Consider the following 21,617-nt stretch of genomic DNA (forward strand, 5'->3'; position numbering starts at 1 on the left):
GGAAGCGTATGGCGAGGCGATGCTGGAGCTGCGCGCCCGAAAAAAATTGGCGTCCCTGTTGGGCAAGGACGAGACCTGATGGTCGCGATCCAGCATTACAGGCAGGTGCTATATAGGGTCGTGGACGCGGGTTCGGGTTTGGCTATGAACGGGGTGCCGGCCGCGATGTGGCCCACAGCCGCGTGTTCAGCTTCTTGGGCTACGCCAAACGACCGAGTCCACCGCGACCGCACTAACTAGGCAGTCCGGTGAGCGGGTCGACCGGCGGAGGCTAGGCTTGTCAAAAAAAGCACTGTGATTGCGGGCACATCATGACGGACTCTGCGGCGTTAGCCTTCTCGGTGAAGTGCGAACGAACATCTCGCACTTCTCTGGTCAATGAGAACGCTCACAGGCATCCTTTGGCGGCTACCCAATTCAGGTAGCAAGTACGCAGGAAGCTAAAAAGGAGATGGATTGATGAAAAGTCTATTTCTACTACTGATTATGGTTGTGGGCTACGGAATGGCGGGCGGGCTCCAAGCGCAAGATCCCTCCGCACCGAGACTGCTGGACGTCCTGGTGAAAACGGATGCTCTTTCGGCATCGGACAAAGCTTTCTTGGATAGACGGCGCAGTGACCACTCGATCCAGTGGGCGATACCGGTTACCGTCGAGCCAGACGCACTGAATCACAGTCAGCTTGACGTCTTTCTATACGACCGGCATGTCCGCATCATAAAGATCGAGGGCGCGGGCAACAGCAGGACAGGGAACGTGGAATGGCAAGGTTGTCTTGCCAGGAGATCCGCCGGGGTTTGATCCAGGGACCTTGCGTGAGGTACGTATCGTGCCTCTTAAAAGAGGAGGAATCTTCGCGACCATTCGGGTTGATGATTTCGTCTATCAGGTGGCTAGACTTTCTTCCGGCACTCAGGTTCTAAGCAAGCAGGATCTGTCGAAGCTACATCAGCCGCCAAACGACATTCTTTTCCCAGAACTGCGTATCGAGCCGAAAGCGGGGGCTCGACAGCGCAATGAGAAGTCCCCCGACAAGATTCGTCTGGTGATTGGATTCACAGCTGCGGCCGAGTCCGGAGCGGGCGGATATGCTGCTCTTGTTGATGAAGTCAGCGATGCCATCGCGAATGCTCATACGAGCTATGGCTCAAGCGACATAGATCTGGAACTTGAGATTGCCGCATTTGCGCGGCCCGCATATACGGAAAGCTCAGTTCATCAGGCTTTGTCGGATCTGTACTATGTCCAGGGTGGAATGTGGTTGCCTCATCAGGCTCGTGAATCTGAGTACGCTGATGTAATCGCCCTTGTGGTGGAGGCACCAGGTGACCCCGTATGTGGGCTGGCGGCTTCGCTCGGTTCGGTCAAAGAGACTGCCATGTTCGTGGTGCGGCGCGGTTGTTTTGCATCGCACGTGTTTGCGCACGAGCTCGGGCATCTCATTTGGGCCGACCACAATCCTGAAGATGCTTCCATCCCAGAGCCGATTATTCCCTTCGCGCATGGATATCGCCGAGAGGCGGAACCTGGTGTTGCTGGTTGGAGTACTGTGATGTCCGTTACTCAGAGCTGTCAGAGCTCTTGTCCCCGCCAGAACAAATGGTCGAGCCCGGTACATGAGCACAACGGCGAGCCGAGGGGTACGGCGCAAACGCATGACAACGCGCGTGTGCTAATCCAACAGAAGTCTGTCGTAGCCGGCTTCTATCCCGATCCTCCAGCTACCCAAATGGAACACACCTCTGGTACGCCAAAACTCTACACACCACACGGCCGCTTGGAGACCGCTCACTGGTGATGTCTATTGCTGCTAGAACGAGTCTGCATAATTCGCTTAACGATTAAAGAGGCTAGCGCGATTAGTAGGCTTGAGTACGCCGGACGATGGGTTCATCCGAATGAGGATTTTTGAAGAACGGCGTCAACTGTCGCCGTTTGTCCTTTATGCTGCGGTTCTCAGAAGCGTGCCGGGCGCGAGACCTTCGCAACGGCTGACAAGCTTGGCAGCACTGAAAGGCTGCTAGCGTTTAGCTAGTCGATCGCCGGCCAAACGCGGTGCCAATCGCTGGCCGAGGGCACGCTGACGATGCTGGGCGATGCGATCTTCGAAGAGGCCGAAACCGCAAGCGATCTCATGGACAAGGTGGCCGGTCAGACGCTTCCCGATGCGTCCAGGCGGCGAAACCGCGTACGCGAGGAGCGGGTCGTTTACGGCTCGCCAGCCGGGCGGAGTTTGCGTTAGATGCGGCCATTCCGATGCTGCCGTCGCCCACGGATGCGGGCTGGCGCCCGCAGGCGGCCACTCGCCACTGATCGAGCAGGGCGCGGTGCCGGGCTCGGTCACGATCCCTGGCACCGCGTCCGCGCGGATCGGTGTCCGTTTCAGCGGGGCAGGTTCATGGCCTCCAGGCGCCAACACAACGTGCGGAGATCAGTCGCCGCCGGTCCCGGAATGCCCGCGGACCATCGATCAAGACCGCAATAGCTGGTGCAGCAGCTTGCGGTGCGTTTCTTTCATCCGGTCCACGTCTTCGGCGGCGGCCTCGCCGAAGACCAGTCTTGCGACCGCCGCGTACACGACCGGGGTCATGGCGAAATGGAAGTGATCGGTGAGCGGACCGCGCTTCATCCGGCCCGCCGCCACCTGTTCGTCGATGGCGGCCTGCCGATTGGCCCGGCCGCTAAGATTGGCTTCCTGCCATTTGGCCAGGATGCCCGGAACGCGGTGCCCTTCCGCGATCGTCATCCGCAGGACGGCCAGCGCCTCGGGCGTCAACGATGCGTAGCTCGCATCGATCAGGTTGTCGATGAATGCCGGGACATCCTGCGCGGTCTCCAGCCGGGACCAGTTTCCCTGCGCTTTTCCCACCGAGGATAGCGACTCGAGCAAGGTCTCGAAGATCTCGTTCTTGCTGGAGAAATGAACGTAAACGTTGCCCTTCGAGATCCCAACACGCTCCGCGATCATGGCAATGCTGGTGGCGGCAAAGCCCTGCCTGCTGAACTCGACCAGCGCCGCTTCAAGTATCTGCTTGCGGCGGACCTCGGGGGACAAGCGGGTTCTTTTCCTCGTCTCGCTCCCGGCTTGCGGCTTCTTCTTTGCTTTTTTTGCCGTCATGGCTGCCTCTTTCGTTCTGGCGGTTACAGGCGGTTTCGGGCCCGGCCCGACGGAACCACGCCGTGCCGGCGTTCCGCTGCCGAGTGTATCGCCGGCATCGCCGGTGCATGCCGCCGTGCCCCCGGGACCTGATCCCCCGAGCCACGCTCGGTACGGTCGGCTCAGCACCGGTGACCATGAACGGCGACTTACCACTGCCAGATCTGTAATGACCGTACGGTCATTATAGCGATAGGATCGTGCTGTCCGGCGGCTCAGTAGCGCTCTCCCCACTCCGGACACAGCAGCCGGCGGCCGCCTGCGTCGGGACAACGACATCAACTTGCCGGTTGGTTCGCGACCGGCCCTACGAGGATCTTGAAGATGCTTCAGAAGGAATTTCAGCGTCGGTCGCCGAATGCGGTTTTAGCGTGGGTCGGAGCACTTTCCGTCGGCCTGGCGGCTACGCTGCCGGTCCGGGCCCAGGAGGCCGAGGTTCCGGAGGCGGAAACGTCGCGGTGGGGAATCGGCCTGGGTGCCGCGGTGATCGATCGGCCGTATCGCGACTACGACAACGAAACCAAGGGGCTGCCGATCCTCTATTTCGGGAACCGCTGGATCGAGATCAACGCCGGCCGGGTCGATTTCAAGATCAACGACAGCGACGTCCTCGACTTTCGGGTCCGGGCGCGCTACGCGCTGGATGGCTACGATCCCGATGACTCCGATTACCTGCAGGGAATGCAGGAACGCGACGACAGCGCTTGGGCCGGTGCGGCGGTTGCCTGGAACACGTCGATTGCCGAGGTCTCTGCCGAATACTTGGTGGACGTCATGGACAACAGCGAAGGCGCTCGTGGGCGGGTCCAGGCCGAGCGTCGCTTCGGCATGGGCCGCTTCGGGCTAAGTCCGCGCATCGCCGCGGAATGGGTCGACGACAAGTACGTCAGCTACTACTACGGCGTTCGCCCTGAGGAAGCCACGCTGGACCGCCCCGCCTACGCCGGCGACGCCACGGTCAATATCGAGGCGGGCCTGCGCCTGGACTACAGTCCCGCGCAACGGCACATGTTCTTTCTGGATGTCGCGGCAACCGAGTTTGGAGACGAGATCGAGCAAAGCCCGCTGGTCGAACAATCCCGGCAGACCAGAGTCTCAGCCGGCTATCTGTTCCGCTTCTGACGGCGCATGCCCCACGCACGTGCAGCTGTTCCCCGTCCGGGGATCAGCTCGCGTGCGTGGTCTTCAATCGCTGAATGCTCACTGGGCGGGATTCGCGCTCGATGCGGCCATGCCGAGGCTGCCGCCGCCCGCAAATGCGGGCTGGCGCCCGCAGGCGGCCACCCGCCACTGAGGGGCAAGACGTGGCACCGGGCTCGGTCGCGATCCCCGGCGCCGCGTCCGTGCGATCCGTATGCGTTGGTGCAGGTGCAGTTGGAGCGGGGCCGGAGCCGTCAACGCCTTCGCCACCGCTGGCGGCGGTTGTAGGGCCGATCCGGAGGAGAGGGGTAGGATGGCCGCAGATCCAGCGCAGACACCGTCCCCATCGGAAGGCAAGGTCATGTCCCAGCGCATCCTGGTGTTCTACGGTTCCTATCGCTCCGACCGCATGGGCATCCGCCTGGCGGCCTATTGCGTGCGCACGCTGCAGGCGCGCGGCATCGACGCCGAGTTGATCGACGCCAGGGCGGTCGGCCTGCCGATGCTGGACCGCATGTACAAGGAGTATCCGCAGGGCCACGCACCGGAGGCAATGGAGGCGCTGGCCGGCAAGATCCGCGGCGCCGATGGCTTTGTGTTCGTCACCGGCGAATACAACTGGGGCATGCAGCCGGGCCTGAAGAACCTGACCGATCACTTTCTGGAGGAGTGGTTCTGGCGTCCCGCCGGTATCGTCAGCTATTCAGCCGGGCGCCTGGGCGGTGCGCGCGCGAATGTCGCCTGGCACGGCACCCTGTCGGAGATGGGCATGGTGGTGATCTCCAGCACGGTGGAAGCCGGGCCGATTGCAAAGACCCTGGACGACCAGGGCCAACCCCTGGAAGCGGCCGGCAAGTCGCTCGAACGCAGCTTTGCCCGCTTCGCCGATGACCTGACGTGGTGGGCCGAAGCCGCGCGTTTGCAGAAGGCGCGGCGGGCGCCACCGTATTGAGTAGGAAAAACCGGGGTCGGGTTCGCTTTTCGGACGGCCTCGCCTGGCGAGGGGGAGGGCGCGCGGCCGCGCAGTACGCGGCGCCCTGGGGCTGACCCGTTTTGGCCACTTCGATCGGCCGTCCCGCGGCGGCGCGCGACCTCCTCGGCCAAGTGGAGGGCGGGCGCCCCAGGGGAGGATAGAAAGCCTCGCCGCCGCCGGTCGATCCGGTGGGGTGGTAGGGGCGCCAGATTTCGGATAATTTCAAGTGCGGCTGGAAGCCGGACTCAGGGAGAGGGCGATGGCAAGGATGTGGATCGTGGTTGGGGACGCGACCTCCAGCGGTGGGCGGGTCATCACGGGCTCGCCCTTCACCGATATCGACGGCAAGCCCGTTGCCCGCGTCAATGATCAGGCCATCTGCCCGCTCCACAAGGGCGCATTCCCGATCGTCGACGGCGATAGCACCACTATCATCGATGGACAGCCAGTCGCGCTGCATGGCAGTTCGCTTGCCTGCGGGTGCAAGGTGCTTGCCGTGCAGCAGAGTCGCGTTTTCATCGACACCGGCGCCTCCGGCGCGGCCGCTGTGGCACAGGTGCCGCAAGCGGTGCCCTTGCGTGCGGCTACCGACACGGCAGCAGACTACGACGAGGGGTTCGTGCTGCGCTCGTCGTTGACCGGTCAGCCCCTGGCCAACCGAAACTATAGGGTCTTCCACGCTGACGGGCGCTGTGAGACGGGTACCACAGACGCAGAGAGCGCTACCCACATCGTCAAATCGAATTGCTGCGAGACGCTGCGGATCGAACTCGAGGAGGAAGGCCCATGAGCGCTGCCACGCAGCGGTTCGTCGAGGTTGGTAGCAGCCAGACGTCAGACGTCGCCAACACCCGGCGCGCCGAGGTTTCAGTCGACCCGTACGTTGGCGAGAATGGCTACGTGCAGAACGCGGGGTTTGTGCACCGGTCCATTGCAGCGCTGGAGAAGGGTGACATGACCGGTCCGGTGGCAATCGTGCTGCATAGAACTGAGGGCGCAAGCGTCGAGGGTGCGTTCAGTACCGCAAGATCTGGGTTCGGCACCCACTTCTATGTTGATAAGGACGGTACTGTGTACCAGGCCGCAAGCCTCCACAAACGCACTTCGCACATCGGACGTATTCGCTCCCGCTGTTACGAGGCTGGTGATTGCCCCGTGGATGAGATGGAAACGATTCGTGGATTCGGCTGGGCGCCCAAGCGCGTCTACGACCATGAGAAGGTCAAGTCGTATCCCGCGCGATATCCGCTCAACGAAGACAGCGTCGGCATTGAGACGGTCTCGCGGTGCATTAAGAACTGCGGGCCGGAGGACAAGGGAGTGCCAGAGTGGGAACCGGCGACTGCGGAGCAGATCGAATCGATCGCAAACATCATCACGATACTGCAATCGGCCTATTCCATCGGCGATGCCGACGTCTACGAGCACGACCTGATTTCCTACAAGACTGAGGGCGAGGGTGCTGGCCTGTGGGCCGGTTCCGGGAATGAATGATATGACTTCCTGCCGTTGCAGTTGTGCTGGTTCAACTATTCCCGCGCTGATCGTCGCGATTTCGCTGACGGCTGCCTGCGCCGGGGTTCCTGCTGGCACCCCAGGTGACGGAGCTTTACGGGTGACAGACGTGGCGCCTGCCGAGTATCACGGCGCAGCGGGGCATCCGCTCGAGGAAGCCTGCCGCACTTGGGGATTGTCGCCTTCTCAAGTGCAGGCGTTCTTCCGTTTCGCCGATGCGTACGAAGACAGGCCTTACCAGCGTTTCTACCAGGTGGGCTGCAGCATCAGCGGCCATTTGCAAGCCGAGGGGCGCGACTGGCGTTTCGCGATCAATGGCGGTGGTGTCGCCACTTGGCAGGATGGCAGCACGACCCGGCACTTCGGCTGCTCGGCCAAGGAGTGCGAAACATTGGTGTTGCTGCCGACAGACGGGATGGAACCCGAGTGACCGCTGGCCTCGGACTGGACCATACCCTGCCCATGCTAGGTCTGGCGACGATGGCGCTCCTCAGCTCCGCATGCCATGGCAGCGAGATACGCATCCAAGATTTCCAGATTACGGAAACGACCGGTGTCGAGATCGAGCGGGCGTCTTCCGCGCCGGAATATGCCGAACAATGCAAGCAATGGGCGTTGGACGCGGAATCTGCCGCGGCGTTTTTCTCGATGAGTACCCGACTCACGCCGCGTGAGTATCATCATGACTTCGATACGGCGCCATGCAGTGTGGAAGGTGTCGTTCGATATGACGGGATCGATTGGCGCTTCGAGATCAACGGCGCGGCGAAGGGTACGTGGACACACGACGCAGAGACCATCTACTTCGGATGCAATCAGGAGGCGTGCGCCCGGCTCGTCATGTGGGAGCATGTGCCGATCGATTCGGTCGATTGATCCGGCATGCCCTGCCCATGCTGGGGCAGGCGATATCGCGGTCAGTTCAGCTCAATTCAATCAAACCGGGTCAGGTTGGGCTTTCTCAGGTCTCGTTGAGTATCGCCGCCGCTCTCCTCGGTCGCCCCATCTTCCCCGGTACTGAATGGTCCCGTACGCGCGTACGGGAGAACCAACCCGAATCTGTTGCCTAGCGACCCGTGTCTTCCTGGCTGGCGACGATGCGGCAGGCATCGCCGCCGACCACGGCTTGCGCCTCGGCATCGGTGGCGACAACCCGTGGGCGCCGCGCGGGGTCGAGGGACGTGAGGTCGAGCACGCCGTCGGGATCGACCAGCACCACCGTGCGGCGGTCTGCGTGCAGGCGTCGCAGGTTCTCCAGCAGCATGCGCGTGGCGACATCGTTGAGCGAATGGGTGTGCAACTGGGAGAGGATCACCGCGGTGGCTTCGCGATGGTGGCCGGCACCGGCATCGTTGGCATCGCCGAGGTCGTGCGCCAGTGTGCGCGTCAACAGTTCGGCGCCGCCAAACAGCACAGCGCCACGCAGTTCGTAGACCGGCACGATGGCATCGCCCGTGCGCCCCTTGCCGCCGGCCAGCGTCACCACCAGCTTGCGCACGACCGCGCGGCCGATCTGGCTGACATCCATCATGTGCAGGCCCATGTCGCGCGAGAGGCGTTCGCAGACAGCCACGCCACGTGCGCTGTTGCCGTGCGCATCGAGTTTCGGCGAGAACACGGCGAGCCCCAGCTGGCCGGGCAGGGCACCGATGATGCCCCCCGCCACGCCGCTCTTGGCCGGGATGCCGACGTTGGAAACCCAGTCGCCCGCGGCGTCGTACATGCCGCAGGTGGTCATCACCGACAGCACCTGGCGTACGCCATCGCGATGGATCACCTGGCGGCCTGTAAGCGGCTGCACGCCGCCGTTGGCCAGGGTGGCGGCCATCAGGGCGAGATCGCGCACGGTGACGTCGACCGAGCACTGTCGCACGTAGCCATCGACGATGGTCTCGGCCTCGGCGGTGATGATGCCGCCGGCGCGCAGCATGTGCGCCAGCCCGCGGTTGCGGTGCGCGTCACGCAGTTCCGCCTCGTACACGGCTTCGTCGTAGCCGAGTTCGCGACCGGCCATCGCCGACATCAGCGTGCGCAGGCGCTCCACGCGCTGCGGGCCGCTGGCATCGGGGCCGGCGACCAGTGCATGCGTGGCGAGCGCGCCGGCGTTGATCATCGGATTCATCGGCCGATGCGTGCCGTCCTCGAGCGAGAGCTCATTGAAGGCATTGCCCGACGGTTCCACGCCGATCCGCGCCAGCACCGCGTCCAGGCCCACGTCTTCGATGGCGGCCGCATAGGCGAACGGCTTGGAGATTGACTGGATCGAGAACGCCACATCGCTGTCGCCCGCCGCATAGACTTCGCCATCGACGGTGGCCAGCGCCACGGCGAGCCGTGAAGTGTCGGCCTTGGCCAGCACTTCGATGTAGTCGGCGGGCGCGCCATCGTCGATCGAGCGCACGGCGTCGAGCACGTCGACGAGGTAGTCGGGGACGGGAGAGCGCATGGGGTGGTCCGGATCATGGGGCTGCCATCCAACCGCAGCCTGGGTGCGGATTCAACCCCCTGGCAGAGCAGGGGTCAGGTTCGACTCGACCCATACGTTGGCGAGAATGGCTACGTGCAGAATGCGGGGTTCGTGCACCAGCCCATCGCAGCGCTGGAGAAGGGGGCGATCTCCGGTCCGGTAGCGGTCGTCCTGCATCGAACGGTGTCTGCCGCGCCGGTCAGCGCCCTCGCCCCCCTTTCAGGCGACATCGGCACCCATTTCCTGATCGACAAGGATGGAACGACCTACCAGACGGCAAGCCTGCGCAAATACACTGCCCACGTGGGTCCGATCAAGTCCAGGTGTTTGGCTGAGGGCACTTGCGAGGCCGAAGAGGCCAAGCGGCTGCGCCATGGGGCCGCGCGCTGGTCACGACCATGAGAAGGCAGAGCCCTATCCTGACCATTACCCCAAGAACGAGGACAGTGCCGGTATCGAGGTCGTCGCGATGTACCACGAGAGCTCGGAGTCGTGGGACGCACCTACGCCAGAGCGAACGAGTTCCGTTCGTACCTTGATTAGCTTGTTGAAGCGTTCTACAGCTTTGGAGACACAGATGTCTGTGCTCATGGCACCATCTCCAGAAAGACTGCTGGCGAAGGCCAAGGTCTCTATGTTGGCGATGGCGCTCCTCAGCTCCGCATGTCATGGCAGCGGGATACACATCCATGATTTCGAGATCACGGAAGTTGGCGCTGTCGAAACTGAGCCGAAGTCTTCTGCGCAGGAGTTTGCCGCGCAATGCGATGACTGGGCTCTGGACCGCGTATCACGGCGAACCCGGGCATCCGCTCGAGGAGGCCTGCCGGACTTGGAAATTGTCGTCTTCGCAGGTCCAGGCGTTCTTCCATTCGGCCGATGCCTACGAAGACAGGCCCTACCAGCGTTTCTACCAAATGGGCTGCAGCATCAGCGGCCATTTGCAAGCTGAGGGGCGCAACTGGCGTTTCGCGATCAATGGCGGTGGTGTCGCCACATGGCAGGAAGGCGGCACGACCCGGCACTTCGGCTGCTCGGCCAAGAAATGCGAGTCATTGCTGTTGCTGCCGACCGACGGGATGGGGCCCGAGTGAGCGCTGCCCCTGAGCTGGCGAGCATACCCAGCCCATGCCGCGGCAGGCGACTACCATGCCGGACGGATGAATATCAGGGCGATGGGCCCTCTGCGCAGGCGCACGCATGGGCGCCCGAGGTGGGCCTGGGGCGAGCTGGCCGATTGCCTGGCGGGCAGGCCACCATGGAGAGCCGGGGTTTGGTTTCTAGCGCCTCACCAGATCACCGAACGAGATTCCATCGGAATCGCAGATCCACATGTCGTTGGCATCTCCAGAGAACACGACCATTGCTCTGCATCTTTTTCCCGGGAAGATGTCAAGCGCTTCGATTTCGATAGATGCGATCTCAGAGCGCCACTGCGGGTACATGATGAAGCCCTGCTCTTTGAGTTGTACGTACGCCCGGTCGAATCGCTCCGGATCTGAGGAGACTCTTGCCATGATCAGATCGAAGCACTCGCTCACAGCGGGCTTCTCTCCAAAGGCGCGAATCTTCAAAGCCTCCACGCTTCCCCAACCTCTATGGTCGTCTGAAAGATGGGGGCGGGATCATCTTCGCTGGTTGGCAGCTCGGACTCGGCTGGGAGGGAATATCGCTTGGCCGTACTCCGGTGATGAATGTAGCTGAGCAAGAAGTGACCAGCGACGACCAGCAGCATGCCCGGGATCCATACTGATCCAAAGCCGAAAGCAACTGCTGCCGCTAGCGCGCATAGAACAGAATACCTGCCGTTCGCGGCAGCCAGGTCCAGCTCCTCTTGTTGCAGCTTCCGCGAGGTTTCGATCTTCATGGTTGGAATACCCTGCGTTCAGCTTAGTCGGCGACTCGGAACCAACCAAAGACTGCTGGGTCAGGTATCCGCTGTAGATGGATCTGTAGCTGATTCCGGAGCAGGCGCCCCTTCGTCCACAGGCCCGGACCACCAGACCCAGCCATCCTCGCGCAGTGGGATCGCCACCTCGCGGGTCTCGATGCCCTCGACATCACGAGCCGCGCCGGTGCTATCCCAGTCGCGAAGTAGCTTTTCTACCGAATGCCGGCTCTGTGCAGCGATGCCCAGATTGCGGTGGGGCTGCCAGCTTTTCCCGGTGCCCGCCTGGTGCCGGTGCGGCGTGCCATAGCTGCACCGCATGCAATAGTGGTGCACGGTTTGTGTCCAGTCTTCCACGTAGCCGATCCCCGGGGCGGTCGCCTCGAGCAGTGGCCGAAGCGCCTCTGGTCCATTGCAACGGAGGAACACCACGAATGTCTGAAAGTCCGACGGGGCGATCCGGACCAGCTCATTGAACACCGGTACCTCGCGCTCGCCGTCGTGGCGGTGGCCGGTGGGCGCGCCGTCGTGCAGGACGATGTCGCCGAAGCGGTGGCCGCTTTCTGGGAGCGGCACATTGAGTAGCCGCGCGCGCACGGGATCGATACGGCGCATGAACACGGTCTCGCCTCCGTGCCAGGGGTTGAGGCGCACCACGGCGACGCCATAGTCGCCTTCGATGGCGCCGCTTCCTTCCGGCACCTGGATGCCGCACGCGGACCACAGGGCTCGCACGCGCTTCCAGTCGCTGAGCGCGGTCGCGGCGATGGCGGCGTTCCAGTGCTCGGCCTCGCCGAACTCTTCGGCCAGCTCGATGGCGCGCAGGTTGTGCTGCAGCGAAGCCGGCCACTCAAGCAGGTACTTGGATGCCAACCCACGCATGTAGTGGTAGTAGCGGTTGTCAGGCTCGCGCAGGAGCAGAGCGCCGAAATCCTGTGAAGCCTCGGCCAGCGATCCGCGGTCCATTGCGGCGTATGCGCGCTCGTGCAACGCCTTGAGCTCGTCGTCGTCCGTCATGCGGTGGGTGGGTGGGTGGGCGGTGGAGTTTGGGGATGATGGCATGTATTCCGCGCCAAGCGACGGAAGCGCAGCGGCGCAGGCATGAGCCACGGCCCCAGCTGGCGTGGGTGACGCGTGGGCGGCGGGGTACGGCAAAGCGCCGGATATTGGCCTCCACCATGGTGATTGATCTGCGTGACGCTTCGGGGCTCGGCCGCACGAACGGTGTAAGGATGATGCCAGGTGCACCGGGCTGTATCTTCGCGGAAGCCGCAGGCGCGGCCCCGCGCGACCGAAGGCGGCGCCCTTCAATAAGGATGGGGGGAGGTGAGTTCAGCGCTGGCAGTCGAAAGTGCTTCTGTCGTCACGAAATAGGGCTCCCGTTCTTCATACCATCACGGCTGGTCTCAAGGAAGGAGTACTACGATGGGGAAGGGGATCTTGTTGTTTGCAATGCTGCTGGCCACGGGGATCGCCCAGGCTGCGCCATACAAGCTTTTTCTCTCTGCAACCGGGCATGACAGCAACAGCGGCCTCACGCCAGCCGCGTCGATCAGGACGTTGCAGCGGGCCAATCAGCTGCTGGAGAGTGCCTCGCCGGCAACGCCGGTCGAGATCCATATCGCACAGGGGGTCTACCACGACCAGCAGGTGGACTGGACGTTCACCAATGGACAGTTGATCACCTTCACCCCGATCAACTTCACGAACGATCGCCCCGTCTTCGAGGGCAATGGTGCTGCATTGTGGTTCAACTACCGCGGAACGGACGGAACCAGCCGGCTCAACTTCCGCTACCTACGCGTTCAGAACTACAACACCGCGATGTCGTTCAGCGGCAACCGTAACGACATCAACGCGTGGAACGGTGGCAACAAGATCCAAGGCATGTACTTCTACAACATTGGCGGGGTCTACAGCATCGGCGGCTACTCCACCGCGGCGCTGCGACTGGTCAATTCCAGGAACAACCACATCGTCAACAACCATTTCGTCAACGTGCTCAACCACGCGGGGGACGGCGCGCACATCCACGCGATCTACGCCGCGCATCATTCCAGTTCCAATCTCATCGAGCGCAACAAGTTCGTCAATTCGAATGGCGATCCGATCCGGATTCGGGACGCGTCCGATTTCAACCAGATCCTGGACAACCGATTCTTCGATACCGGCCTGGGGGCATTCTATTCGGACTGGTATTGCACCCACGACCGGACCGATTGCACCAAGCCCACCCCGGAGTGCCCCTCCATCGGCAACGAGTTCCGCTACAACGAGTTGAACGACGGCTACGAGGGGTGGATCAGCGTCTTCAAACTGTATGGTCCGGACAACGCCTGCGGGGTGCTGGCCCAGCCTCGATTGAGAACTTCCGGTAACTATCGGCCTGAACCGCCGGCGCCTCCCGGTCCGCCCGTGGAGCCGTGCCCCCCACCCGATCCGGACACGCTTTGCCAATAGTCTGGAAGCCTTCGACTTGGGTTGCTGAAGGAGTGGTATCGTCCAACGGCGTTTGCTGTCGGAACCATGCTCGGCGGCTGGCCGCGCGGCGCGCTGGCCGGCCGCACCCTGACCATGATGCCGCAGTAGGTCTTCGACGGTGCAGCGGCGGCGCGCGATCTCCTGGGCCAAGTGGAAGCGCAGCGGCTTGGGACGGGCCGCGGGCGCGAGGGTCACGGATCCCACTCTTTCAGACTTCTCCTACCCGTCGCCGCGGCATTGCCCTACTGCTGGCGCATCCCGGACGGAGCCAGGGTTGCTCCGTCAGCGGCGCCCGATCCATTCGTTCGGCCTCGCCCGCCCCGCGCGTGTTCCTGGGGTGCGCGGCCACCGGAGGTGGGGGCGCCTGTTGACACTCCCAACGTTCAGGAGAACAGCAATGAAACGACAGATCAGCAAGTTAGCGGCAGTGGTCGGCCTCTGCCTCATGTTGGGCGCCGCCAGTGCAGTTGCTCAGCCTGCCCAGCCCTGCCAGTGGGAGGGGCAGATCGGTCACACCCTCGAGCCCGATGGCTGGCACGTGTGGCAGTGCGAGGCCGGTTCCTGGCAGTACCTCGGCTACTGCGGCCAGTACATCTGCATCGTTTAGCACCTGCTAGCGCAACCGGGGGCAGGTTCGCTTGCTGCTTGACGTTGCACGAAGCGAAGTGGGCCTGGCCCCGTTAGCCGCGCTGGCAGCGCAGCAGGTGGGCGCCCTGCATGACCGGGTTGATCTCGCCGAAGCATTCGTTGCAGAGTGGCGAGGATGTCCTCGCCCCCCACCTCGAAAACGACATCCGGGCCGGTTCCGGCATCGCCTGCGATCGTGGGCACGTGGCGCCTGGTGTCCTATGACGTGGAGGTCCGCTCCACGGGCGAGCGGTTCCCGGCGATGGGCGACCACCCGGCGGGCTACACCATCTTCAGCCCCGAGGGCCGCGTGTGGTTCATGCTGACCGGCGATGGCCGCCAGCCGGCCCAAAGCGACCGGGAGATGGCGCAGCTGCTGGAGACCCTGATCGCCTATACCGGCCGCTACCGGCTCGAGGGCGACGATTGGGTCACGGCGGTCGACGTGGCCTGGAACCCGGCCTGGGTCGGCACCGAACAGCGCCGCCAGTTCGCGCTCGACGGCGACCGGCTGCAGGTGCTCACGCCCTGGCGGGTGATGCCGAACTGGGCGGACCACGGCCAGACGCGCAGCATCATCACCTTCGAACGCGTGGCCGAGGGCTGAGGGGGCGATCCCAGGGCACGATTCGGTTGCGCCGCACGGGTGTCCGGCGGCTGACCATCCAGGCATCGTCGGGTACATTTCTCCGCTTGCTCCGGTCACCGCCTGGGAAGCGGCCGGGTCGAACCCGTAGCAGCCGCTCCAGCACGGAACCCGGACAGGAGAACCACGAATGCGCAACGATTTCGACCCTGCCACGGTCGGGCCCGATGGCCGCCCCCCGGCGCGGGAGAGGCTGTTCGATCCCGCTGCCGAGGGACCTTGGCGCGGCTCCATCGAGGGGGTCGCCATGGGCGGGGCGGTCACGGTGCTGGCCTACGGCACCGACACGCGGGGCGAGGGCCCGCGCCTGCATGTCCATCCGTACGACGAGACGTTCATCGTCGTCGCAGGGCGGGCCCGGTTCTTCGTCGGGGAGACCACCATCGACGCCGGCGCCGGGGAAGCCGTCCTTGGCCCCGCCGGCATTCCACACCGCTTCGAGAATCTCGGGCCTGGCCGGCTCCAGACGATCGACATCCATCACTCGCCGCGCTGGATCCAGACCGATCTGGAGTAGGCAGGGGCGGGCCCGGGCTCGAAGTTCAGCCCTGCGCAGGCTTCCAGTCCGCCGCCGGCACCGTGTTGACCATCCACGGCACCCCGAAGCGGTCGACCAGCGATCCGAAGCCCGGCGACCAGAAGGTCTCTTCGAACTTCATCACCTGCCTGCCGCCTTCGGACAGCTGCTCGAACCAGCGCCTGGCCTGGTCGATGTCGTCGGTGTGCAGGGTGACGTCGAAGCCGTTCTTGGGCTTGTCGACGTTGGGCGCCCAGTCCACGTCCATGTCGGCCCCCATCAGGGACTGGTCGCCGACATCGAGCCAGCAGTGCATGAGCCAGGTCTTGTGCTTCTCGTCGCTGATCGGCATGTCCGGCGGCGCGTCGGCATAGGGAATGGCCGCGGTGATCTTGCCGCCCAGCACCTTGGCGTAGAACTCGAACGCTTCGCGGCATTGCCCGTGGAAGCTCAGGCTGGTCACGATCTTCATGTCATCTCCTCGTTGGGTGGGTCGGGGTGGACGGGGGCGCGATGGGCTGCGGACGGGCCGCGACTGTGACAAGGGTAGCTGCCGTGGCAACTCTCGCCGTGACAGAGCACACGCGCCTGACTGTGCGACGAACGACGGATCGGAGATTCGACACCAGCCCAGCGCGCCCGGGCGGCCACCATGCCGCGGCACAGATAGGACAAAGGGCTCCTGGTCGGGGGGTGGATACATCGGCGGGCCTGGCCGGCATGTTCTGGCCACGCAGCGGCTGCCGTGCGCCGCCCCGGCACCTGCTTCCGCTTTCGGCGCCACACCTGTAGTTTTGCTTCCTGGTACAACCCCCTTGCGCGCTTGTAGCGGCGCTATCCACCATGGCTGAAACCCGACAAGCAGCAGAACTGGGCGAGGCTCGGTGCCCTGAAATGAAATCCATCGATTGCTTCATAGCAGCTGTCATTTGCGGGTGTGCGTTTCTGATTGGCTGCCAGGAAGGAGAAGACGCTCGCACAGGGACTGTGGCTTCAGGCGAGGTAGCCGACGCAGCGCCGAACGAGGGCAATCGCCCTTCCGACTCGCTTCGTTACGAAATGCAGAAGCCGGATGTCGAGGACTTTCTTTGCCAGCAAAGCTGTGGACAGAACCGATGGCGGCTGGCGCGCACCCCGGAGGAAGCCAAGTGGCTCATGAGAAACGGATTTCCAAGCCAGAACGAGGTCGATTTGTTCGAAAGCATGAGCGCATACCAGCTGGGAAGGCTGGCAGCCGGGGGCTCGATTGTCGCCCAGGCTGAGTATGGGCGCCGCCTGGCGGCGAGCGGTGAGCTTGCAAATGGCTTGCTCGAGCTGAAGAAGGCCTCGGATCGAGGCAGCATCTATGCCTACTATCTCATCTCGGAAGTCCAGCTTCGCAACGCGAACGATCGCCTCAGCGCTGCTGCGTTCCTGCGCGTCGCCTACTTGCTTGGCGATACCCGCGCTGGCGATATGATGGCCGGACTAGATCTTCATGTGGTCGAAAGTCGGGTAGTCGACCAGCGGGCCGCTGCATTGCTTCAGGCGTTTGCTGGTGGGCAGCGGCCAGATCACCGGCCAGTTCAGATGTGGGATGAGATCGCTACCGAACCTGCCGGTGCGGCGATGGGTCGTCAGTGAACGGGCGCAGGCGCGTGCCGCACCGGTCCGCGGGCTTCGCAGGCCGGGAAGTCGATAGCAGCTCGACGCAACCGGCAACCGGCGTGCGGCGGAGCAGAGGGCGACGAAGCGGCTTGAGCTTCCACCGCACCCCAGGGACCCACGTGAATCGCCCAGGCCTTGCGGCTCGGGGGCTGGACGGGCTTCCCGGTGCTCCCACAGCCTCCGACTCCGGCTAGACTTCCGCCATGCCCACCCCAGACCAGGCCAGGCTCGACCGCATCGTCGCCGAAGCCCGGCGCAACGCCGAGCGGCGCGCCAACGACTACCGCGAGCGTGCGCTGAAGTTGTACCCCTGGGTCTGCGGCCGCTGCGCGCGCGAGTTCACCCGCGCCAACCTGCAGGAGTTGACGGTGCACCACCGCAACCACAACCACGACGACAACCCGGCCGACGGCAGCAACTGGGAGCTGCTGTGCGTGTATTGCCACGACAACGAGCACTCGCGCCAGGGCGACTACACCGGGGTCAGCGCACTGGAAGCCGAAGACAAGCACGCGGCGGCCAAGTCCAGCCCGTTCGCCGGCCTGGGCTCGCTGCTCAAGCGCGAGGACCCCTGAGCGTTGGGACCGTTGCATTCTCGTGCCACCAGATAGCCAGGGGGCTGCGCAAGGGGGGTAATGATGCAGGATCGTCCACGCCGCAGGCCGGCATGGCTGCTGGCGCTAGTAGTCGCGAGTGCTGGCCTGGTGGTCGTCTATTCGCTGGTCGATCCCTGGCGGCAATCGCCCGCACCGCGGGAAGTCTCGTCGCAAGCCGTGGAATCTTCCGAATTGCAGGCAATTGCCGAGCCGGGACCAGCGACTCAAGGTTCTGCGGGAGCCGCGAGGCCACGCCCAGCTCCGAGGGCTTTCGCGATCTCCCAGGTCCGCCTGGGGGACACCTTGCATGAGCCAAGAACGCAGGCCGAGGTTGACTGGTTGAATCGGAATGCGTTTCCTTCGCGCGAGACTCTGGTCGCTGCAGGGGAAGTCGAGCCCGACCCCAGAAACTTGGATGTCTCGAAAGGGATATCGCCCACGCAGATCATCCATGCTGAGAACATTGCGCTTACCCAGCCGAGGTTCCGCGAACAGGCAATGGCCTACCTGAACCTTGCGGCCGTTCAAGGTTCGATTTTCGCGCTCGAATCTTTGGGCAGCGTGTACTCGAACTCCAATCCGGTGAGATCCGAAGCGTACTTCCGTGCCGCCGCCCTTCGAGGCGACTGGAAGGCGTCGCTGAGAATGAGGGCCCGGCTGAGCCCTGAACAGGACTATCTATCGGAACTCCTGTCCCACCAGATTGCTTCCCGTATCAATCAAGATCGTATCGATCGCGGGTTGCCTCCACTCTCACCGGACGTTCGTCCAGGCCTGGATGACGCTTTGCTTGAAGTTTCCGAGCATGGAGTTCTCTACTAGCTGGGCGTATCACCGTTGCAGAAGAGAAGGCCTGCAGTGCTCTCGGTTCTTGTTATCTAGGAAGCGGCTTGCGCCTGCGCGCTCGTGTCGGGTCTTGTGCCATCCAGTGCGGCTCACAGCGTGGGCGGGTTCTTCAGTTCCAGGGTCTGCACCCAGGTCCCGAAGCCGGTACTCAGGTGTACCACCTCGCCGAGCAGCTGCCCGCCGATCGCCTCGGCGTTCACGAACACGCTGCCGTTCCGGTACTCGTCGATCGAATATTGCGGACGGCCCTGCACCATGGTGCGGGTGGCGTTCACGTACTGCAGGCCGGTCAGCACGATGTTCCACTGCTGGCCGTTTGCGCTCAGCGTTGCCGCCGCCGTCCCGCTGGCGACGCCGCCGTTGACATAGGTCAGCACCGCCTGGTTGATCGCGTTGGTCAGCGTTTGCCAGGGGATGTTGAAGATCACCGTGCTGGTGTGCGCGTTGGGGAAGTTGCCGAAGCGCTCGAACGCGGTCTGCGCGGCAACCTCCGGGATGTCGGTCGGATCGTAGTGCTTGTCGAGGAATTCGAATTCGTTGGCCATGGACGGCTCCTGGGTAGTGGCGGTGGGCGGCGTGGCGGTGGGGCCGGTACCGGCCCGGGTCGCCGGTGGCGGCGGGCGCGACAGCCCGCGCAGTAGCAACAGCAGCTCGAGGGGGTGGAGGGCCAAGCAAGACCGGTCTTCTGCGCGGGTACACACCCGAAAACGCGGGGGCGGGCCGCTTGTGAAGGCGGGCGCCAGAAGCCGGGGTCGGCCTGGTCGTTCTCGGGCGTTGCCGGGTTCGGCAGTGCTGGCCACGCCTGGCGGGGCTTCTCCCAGGAGCGAGTGCGAACGCTTCGCGGCCTAGTCCTTCTTTCCCAGGTGGTTGACACCGGCCAGGTGCGGTTCTGCCCAGGCGCCCCATTTGTCGTGCGGACCAGCCCGGTACGAGCACCGCATCAGTCGGCCGTGGCGAGTCTTTCCCGCAGGCGGGGTGTTGCGTAATCCAGGAACGCGCGCAGCTTCAACGGCAGGCGGCGCTGGCCGCTGTACACCAGGCTGGCGGGCATTGCCGGCGGCTCGAACTCGCGCAGTGCGGTCTGCAGCTGCCCGCTGCGGGTCCACTCTTCGATCTGGTACGACAGCACGCGTGTCACGCCGACCCCGGCGAGGGTCGCATCGATCGCGGCTTCCGCGGTGTTCACCACCAGTACCGAACGCACCGGTACCGCCACCTCGGCGCCGTCCACCGGGAAGGTCCACGCGACGGTCGAATTGATCGCGTCGAAGGTGATGCACCGGTGCTCGGCGAGGTCGCGCGGCACGCCCGGAAGCCCATGCGTGGAGAAGTACGCCGGGCTGGCGCAGACCACGCGACGGATGGTGCCGATGCGCGCCGCCGTCAGCCGGCTGTCGGGCAGCTCTCCGACGCGCACGGCGAGGTCGATCTGCTCTTCCATCAGGTGGGCGATGCGGTCCCCCTGGATCAGGCGCACGTTGATCTCGGGGAAGGCCGCCATGAATTCGACGACGACCGGCAGCACGTGCATCCGGCCCATCACCAGCGGTGCGGTGATCACCAGTTCGCCCCGCGGCTCGGAGAACTCGCCCGCCGCGGCCCGCTCGGCCTCGGTCACGTCTTCGAGGATGCGCTTGCATGCGGCGAGGTAGTCGCGGCCGGAGTCGGTCAGCGTGAGCCCCCGGGTGGAGCGATTGAGCAGGCGCGCTTTCAGGTGCGCCTCCAGGTCCGACAGCTTGCGGCTGACGGTGGCCAGCGGCATGTCCAGCTTGCGGCCGGCGGCAGACAGGCTGCCGTGCTCCACCACGCTCATGAAGACGCCCATGGCCTCCAGGCGATCCATGTTTGTTCCATATTTCGGAAGACTGATTCCATTATTTACACACTAGTGCCGAAATATGGAAGCACCTAGGCTTTCTCTCGGCGGCGGATGCCGAGGCCATTCGCCCACCGCCCGCGACCTGCGCCCTCCCTCCCCGTCGAGACGCCGACCATGGACAGACCCCCGCTGCCGCCCTTCACCCGTGACACCGCCGCGCAGAAGGTGCGGCTTGCCGAGGACGCATGGAACACCCGCGAGCCCGCCCGGGTCGCGCTGGCGTACACGGCCGACAGCCGCTGGCGCAACCGCTCGGAGTTCCTGCAGGGCCGCGACCAGATCGAAGCCTTCCTGGCGCGCAAATGGCAGCGAGAGCGCGAGTACCGGTTGACCAAGGCGCTGTGGGCCTTCCACGAGCACCGCATCGCCGTGCGCTTCGCCTACGAATGGCAGGACGCGCACGGCGCCTGGTTCCGCAGCTACGGCAACGAGAACTGGGAATTCGACCCGCATGGCCTGATGCGCACGCGCATCGCCAGCATCAACGACCTGCCGATCGGCGAGCACGAGCGCCTGTTCCGCTGGCCGCTCGGTCGCCGCCCCGACGACCAGCCCGCGCTCGGTGAGCTCGGGCTCTGATCGCGCCACGCACTCCACCTTTCCCCTCGAGGACCATCGACATGGCAATCAAGCTCCATCGAAACCCGCTGTCCGGCCATTCGCACCGCGCGCAGCTGCTGCTCTCGTTGATCGGCTTGGATGCCGAGCTGATCGACGTGGACCTGAAGAACGGCGCGCACAAGCAGCCGGAGTTCCTGCGGATGAACTGCTTCGGCCAGGTCCCCGTGCTCGAAGACGGCGGCGAGACGGTGGCCGACTCGAACGCCATCCTGGTGTACATCGCCAAGAAGTACGGCGGCGGCCAGTGGCTGCCCGAGGACCCGGCGGGCGCGGCGCGCGTGCAGCGGTGGCTGTCGGTGGCCGCGGGGCAGATCGCTTTCGGCCCGGCCGCCGCGCGCCTGGTCACCGTGTTCGGGGCGAAGCTGGATGCGGACGCGCTGGTCGCGCGCAGCCACGCCTTGCTCGCGGTGGTCGATGGCGAGTTGAGGGACCGCCGCTTTCTGGCCGGGGACAAGCCGACCATCGCCGACGTGGCTGCGTATTCCTATATCGCCCACGCGCCGGAAGGCAACGTCGCGCTGGACGAGTACGCCGGCGTCGGCGCATGGTTGAAGCGCATCGAGCAGCTGCCGGGCTTCGTTCCGATGCAGGCGACGAGGGTGGGGCTGGCGGCGTAG

Annotated in this window: 26 protein-coding genes; 18 read left to right on the forward strand and 8 right to left on the reverse strand. The window is 64.2% G+C overall.

Features of this window, described 5'->3' with window-relative positions; all coding sequences use genetic code 11:
- The first annotated feature begins 811 nt into the window (after positions 1-811).
- The gene (locus tag QFW77_RS11155) at positions 812-1,798 is read left to right on the forward strand and encodes a zinc-dependent metalloprotease family protein (protein ID WP_280574754.1); all 987 of its coding nucleotides are present in this window, start codon (positions 812-814) and stop codon (positions 1,796-1,798) included.
- A 672-nt stretch (positions 1,799-2,470) separates the two neighbouring features.
- On the opposite strand, the gene QFW77_RS11160 is transcribed toward QFW77_RS11155, so the two are convergent.
- A complete protein-coding gene (locus QFW77_RS11160; RefSeq protein ID WP_280574755.1) occupies positions 2,471-3,118 on the reverse strand; it encodes a TetR/AcrR family transcriptional regulator in 648 nt (215 codons plus the stop codon).
- Positions 3,119-3,481: 363 nt separating this feature from the next.
- Between QFW77_RS11160 and QFW77_RS11165 the strand changes: the two genes are divergently transcribed.
- The 6 genes from QFW77_RS11165 (at position 3,482) to QFW77_RS11190 (ending at position 7,661) form a co-directional block, all read left to right on the forward strand.
- Positions 3,482-4,279, forward strand: a complete 798-nt coding sequence (locus tag QFW77_RS11165; RefSeq protein ID WP_280574757.1) for a MipA/OmpV family protein — start codon at positions 3,482-3,484, stop codon at positions 4,277-4,279.
- Between the two features lie 379 nt (positions 4,280-4,658).
- Positions 4,659-5,249, forward strand: coding sequence for an NADPH-dependent FMN reductase (locus QFW77_RS11170; RefSeq protein WP_280574758.1), 591 nt, complete (start codon positions 4,659-4,661; stop codon positions 5,247-5,249).
- Between the two features lie 280 nt (positions 5,250-5,529).
- Positions 5,530-6,060, forward strand: a complete 531-nt coding sequence (locus QFW77_RS11175) for a PAAR domain-containing protein (protein WP_280574759.1) — start codon at positions 5,530-5,532, stop codon at positions 6,058-6,060.
- Positions 6,057-6,764, forward strand: coding sequence for an N-acetylmuramoyl-L-alanine amidase (locus QFW77_RS11180; protein WP_280574760.1), 708 nt, complete (start codon positions 6,057-6,059; stop codon positions 6,762-6,764). The genes QFW77_RS11175 and QFW77_RS11180 overlap by 4 nt, the downstream gene beginning before the upstream one ends.
- Positions 6,757-7,215, forward strand: coding sequence for a hypothetical protein (locus QFW77_RS11185; RefSeq protein ID WP_280574761.1), 459 nt, complete (start codon positions 6,757-6,759; stop codon positions 7,213-7,215). Before QFW77_RS11180 ends, QFW77_RS11185 begins: the two co-directional genes overlap by 8 nt.
- Positions 7,212-7,661, forward strand: a complete 450-nt coding sequence (locus QFW77_RS11190) for a hypothetical protein (protein ID WP_280574762.1) — start codon at positions 7,212-7,214, stop codon at positions 7,659-7,661. Before QFW77_RS11185 ends, QFW77_RS11190 begins: the two co-directional genes overlap by 4 nt.
- Positions 7,662-7,851: 190 nt before the next feature.
- Here the strand turns inward: QFW77_RS11190 and QFW77_RS11195 are convergent, their stop codons facing one another.
- Complete coding sequence (locus QFW77_RS11195; RefSeq protein WP_280574763.1) at positions 7,852-9,231, reverse strand: glutaminase; 1,380 nt, start codon at positions 9,229-9,231, stop codon at positions 7,852-7,854.
- A gap of 132 nt (positions 9,232-9,363) precedes the next feature.
- On the opposite strand from QFW77_RS11195, the gene QFW77_RS11200 reads away from it, so the two are divergent.
- Together QFW77_RS11200 and QFW77_RS11205 are read left to right on the forward strand one after the other, a co-directional pair.
- The gene (locus tag QFW77_RS11200) at positions 9,364-9,654 is read left to right on the forward strand and encodes a peptidoglycan recognition protein family protein (protein WP_280574764.1); all 291 of its coding nucleotides are present in this window, start codon (positions 9,364-9,366) and stop codon (positions 9,652-9,654) included.
- A 308-nt stretch (positions 9,655-9,962) separates the two neighbouring features.
- Positions 9,963-10,346: a hypothetical protein gene (locus QFW77_RS11205; protein WP_280574766.1), complete on the forward strand. Its 384-nt coding sequence runs from the start codon at positions 9,963-9,965 to the stop codon at positions 10,344-10,346.
- Between the two features lie 186 nt (positions 10,347-10,532).
- Here QFW77_RS11205 and QFW77_RS11210 read toward each other — a convergent pair whose 3' ends face one another.
- From QFW77_RS11210 to QFW77_RS11220, 3 genes are read right to left on the reverse strand one after another with little or no spacing between them, the layout of a single operon-like run.
- Complete coding sequence (locus tag QFW77_RS11210) at positions 10,533-10,835, reverse strand: hypothetical protein (RefSeq protein WP_280574767.1); 303 nt, start codon at positions 10,833-10,835, stop codon at positions 10,533-10,535.
- Entirely contained in the window at positions 10,823-11,119 is a 297-nt protein-coding gene (locus QFW77_RS11215) for a hypothetical protein (RefSeq protein WP_280574768.1), read from the reverse strand. Before QFW77_RS11215 ends, QFW77_RS11210 begins: the two co-directional genes overlap by 13 nt.
- A 60-nt stretch (positions 11,120-11,179) precedes the next feature.
- Positions 11,180-12,157 carry a tetratricopeptide repeat protein gene (locus QFW77_RS11220; RefSeq protein WP_280574770.1) on the reverse strand — a complete coding sequence of 326 codons (978 nt, stop codon included), beginning with the start codon at positions 12,155-12,157 and terminating at the stop codon, positions 11,180-11,182.
- A gap of 408 nt (positions 12,158-12,565) precedes the next feature.
- Between QFW77_RS11220 and QFW77_RS11225 the strand changes: the two genes are divergently transcribed.
- The 4 genes from QFW77_RS11225 (at position 12,566) to QFW77_RS11240 (ending at position 15,411) form a co-directional block, all read left to right on the forward strand.
- Positions 12,566-13,600: a right-handed parallel beta-helix repeat-containing protein gene (locus tag QFW77_RS11225; RefSeq protein WP_280574772.1), complete on the forward strand. Its 1,035-nt coding sequence runs from the start codon at positions 12,566-12,568 to the stop codon at positions 13,598-13,600.
- Between the two features lie 418 nt (positions 13,601-14,018).
- A complete protein-coding gene (locus tag QFW77_RS11230; RefSeq protein ID WP_280574774.1) occupies positions 14,019-14,228 on the forward strand; it encodes a hypothetical protein in 210 nt (69 codons plus the stop codon).
- Between the two features lie 216 nt (positions 14,229-14,444).
- Positions 14,445-14,855: a lipocalin-like domain-containing protein gene (locus QFW77_RS11235; protein WP_280574775.1), complete on the forward strand. Its 411-nt coding sequence runs from the start codon at positions 14,445-14,447 to the stop codon at positions 14,853-14,855.
- Positions 14,856-15,024: 169 nt separating this feature from the next.
- A complete protein-coding gene (locus QFW77_RS11240; protein WP_280574776.1) occupies positions 15,025-15,411 on the forward strand; it encodes a cupin domain-containing protein in 387 nt (128 codons plus the stop codon).
- Positions 15,412-15,436: 25 nt separating this feature from the next.
- Here QFW77_RS11240 and QFW77_RS11245 read toward each other — a convergent pair whose 3' ends face one another.
- Positions 15,437-15,883, reverse strand: coding sequence for a VOC family protein (locus QFW77_RS11245; protein WP_280574777.1), 447 nt, complete (start codon positions 15,881-15,883; stop codon positions 15,437-15,439).
- A 422-nt stretch (positions 15,884-16,305) separates the two neighbouring features.
- Here QFW77_RS11245 and QFW77_RS11250 point away from each other — a divergent pair, with 422 nt between their 5' ends.
- From QFW77_RS11250 to QFW77_RS11260, 3 genes are all read left to right on the forward strand, one after another.
- The gene (locus QFW77_RS11250; protein WP_280574779.1) at positions 16,306-17,034 is read left to right on the forward strand and encodes a hypothetical protein; all 729 of its coding nucleotides are present in this window, start codon (positions 16,306-16,308) and stop codon (positions 17,032-17,034) included.
- Between the two features lie 227 nt (positions 17,035-17,261).
- Positions 17,262-17,633: a YajD family HNH nuclease gene (locus QFW77_RS11255; RefSeq protein ID WP_280574781.1), complete on the forward strand. Its 372-nt coding sequence runs from the start codon at positions 17,262-17,264 to the stop codon at positions 17,631-17,633.
- 60 nt (positions 17,634-17,693) lie between these two features.
- Positions 17,694-18,476, forward strand: coding sequence for a hypothetical protein (locus QFW77_RS11260; RefSeq protein WP_280574782.1), 783 nt, complete (start codon positions 17,694-17,696; stop codon positions 18,474-18,476).
- A gap of 113 nt (positions 18,477-18,589) precedes the next feature.
- Here QFW77_RS11260 and QFW77_RS11265 read toward each other — a convergent pair whose 3' ends face one another.
- Together QFW77_RS11265 and QFW77_RS11270 are read right to left on the reverse strand one after the other, a co-directional pair.
- The gene (locus QFW77_RS11265; RefSeq protein WP_280574783.1) at positions 18,590-19,171 is read right to left on the reverse strand and encodes a hypothetical protein; all 582 of its coding nucleotides are present in this window, start codon (positions 19,169-19,171) and stop codon (positions 18,590-18,592) included.
- A gap of 269 nt (positions 19,172-19,440) precedes the next feature.
- Entirely contained in the window at positions 19,441-20,343 is a 903-nt protein-coding gene (locus tag QFW77_RS11270; RefSeq protein ID WP_280574785.1) for a LysR family transcriptional regulator, read from the reverse strand.
- Positions 20,344-20,493: 150 nt separating this feature from the next.
- Between QFW77_RS11270 and QFW77_RS11275 the strand changes: the two genes are divergently transcribed.
- Together QFW77_RS11275 and QFW77_RS11280 are read left to right on the forward strand one after the other, a co-directional pair.
- Complete coding sequence (locus tag QFW77_RS11275; protein WP_280574787.1) at positions 20,494-20,958, forward strand: nuclear transport factor 2 family protein; 465 nt, start codon at positions 20,494-20,496, stop codon at positions 20,956-20,958.
- A 41-nt stretch (positions 20,959-20,999) separates the two neighbouring features.
- Complete coding sequence (locus tag QFW77_RS11280; RefSeq protein WP_280574788.1) at positions 21,000-21,617, forward strand: glutathione S-transferase family protein; 618 nt, start codon at positions 21,000-21,002, stop codon at positions 21,615-21,617.

The organism is Luteimonas endophytica, from assembly GCF_029887875.1.
GTDB lineage: Bacteria > Pseudomonadota > Gammaproteobacteria > Xanthomonadales > Xanthomonadaceae > Luteimonas > Luteimonas endophytica.

Excerpts from the sequence above, each read along its gene's own strand:
- QFW77_RS11160 (WP_280574755.1), bottom strand. The coding sequence starts at position 3,118 with ATGACGGCAAAAAAAGCAAAGAAGAAGCCGCAAGCCGGGAGCGAGACG.
- QFW77_RS11165 (WP_280574757.1), top strand. The coding sequence starts at position 3,482 with ATGCTTCAGAAGGAATTTCAGCGTCGGTCGCCGAATGCGGTTTTAGCG.
- QFW77_RS11170 (WP_280574758.1), top strand. The coding sequence starts at position 4,659 with ATGTCCCAGCGCATCCTGGTGTTCTACGGTTCCTATCGCTCCGACCGC.
- QFW77_RS11175 (WP_280574759.1), top strand. The coding sequence starts at position 5,530 with ATGGCAAGGATGTGGATCGTGGTTGGGGACGCGACCTCCAGCGGTGGG.
- QFW77_RS11180 (WP_280574760.1), top strand. The coding sequence starts at position 6,057 with ATGAGCGCTGCCACGCAGCGGTTCGTCGAGGTTGGTAGCAGCCAGACG.
- QFW77_RS11185 (WP_280574761.1), top strand. The coding sequence starts at position 6,757 with ATGAATGATATGACTTCCTGCCGTTGCAGTTGTGCTGGTTCAACTATT.
- QFW77_RS11195 (WP_280574763.1), bottom strand. The coding sequence starts at position 9,231 with ATGCGCTCTCCCGTCCCCGACTACCTCGTCGACGTGCTCGACGCCGTG.
- QFW77_RS11215 (WP_280574768.1), bottom strand. The coding sequence starts at position 11,119 with ATGAAGATCGAAACCTCGCGGAAGCTGCAACAAGAGGAGCTGGACCTG.
- QFW77_RS11220 (WP_280574770.1), bottom strand. The coding sequence starts at position 12,157 with ATGACGGACGACGACGAGCTCAAGGCGTTGCACGAGCGCGCATACGCC.
- QFW77_RS11225 (WP_280574772.1), top strand. The coding sequence starts at position 12,566 with ATGGGGAAGGGGATCTTGTTGTTTGCAATGCTGCTGGCCACGGGGATC.
- QFW77_RS11230 (WP_280574774.1), top strand. The coding sequence starts at position 14,019 with ATGAAACGACAGATCAGCAAGTTAGCGGCAGTGGTCGGCCTCTGCCTC.
- QFW77_RS11240 (WP_280574776.1), top strand. The coding sequence starts at position 15,025 with ATGCGCAACGATTTCGACCCTGCCACGGTCGGGCCCGATGGCCGCCCC.
- QFW77_RS11245 (WP_280574777.1), bottom strand. The coding sequence starts at position 15,883 with ATGAAGATCGTGACCAGCCTGAGCTTCCACGGGCAATGCCGCGAAGCG.
- QFW77_RS11250 (WP_280574779.1), top strand. The coding sequence starts at position 16,306 with ATGAAATCCATCGATTGCTTCATAGCAGCTGTCATTTGCGGGTGTGCG.
- QFW77_RS11255 (WP_280574781.1), top strand. The coding sequence starts at position 17,262 with ATGCCCACCCCAGACCAGGCCAGGCTCGACCGCATCGTCGCCGAAGCC.
- QFW77_RS11260 (WP_280574782.1), top strand. The coding sequence starts at position 17,694 with ATGATGCAGGATCGTCCACGCCGCAGGCCGGCATGGCTGCTGGCGCTA.
- QFW77_RS11270 (WP_280574785.1), bottom strand. The coding sequence starts at position 20,343 with ATGGATCGCCTGGAGGCCATGGGCGTCTTCATGAGCGTGGTGGAGCAC.
- QFW77_RS11275 (WP_280574787.1), top strand. The coding sequence starts at position 20,494 with ATGGACAGACCCCCGCTGCCGCCCTTCACCCGTGACACCGCCGCGCAG.
- QFW77_RS11280 (WP_280574788.1), top strand. The coding sequence starts at position 21,000 with ATGGCAATCAAGCTCCATCGAAACCCGCTGTCCGGCCATTCGCACCGC.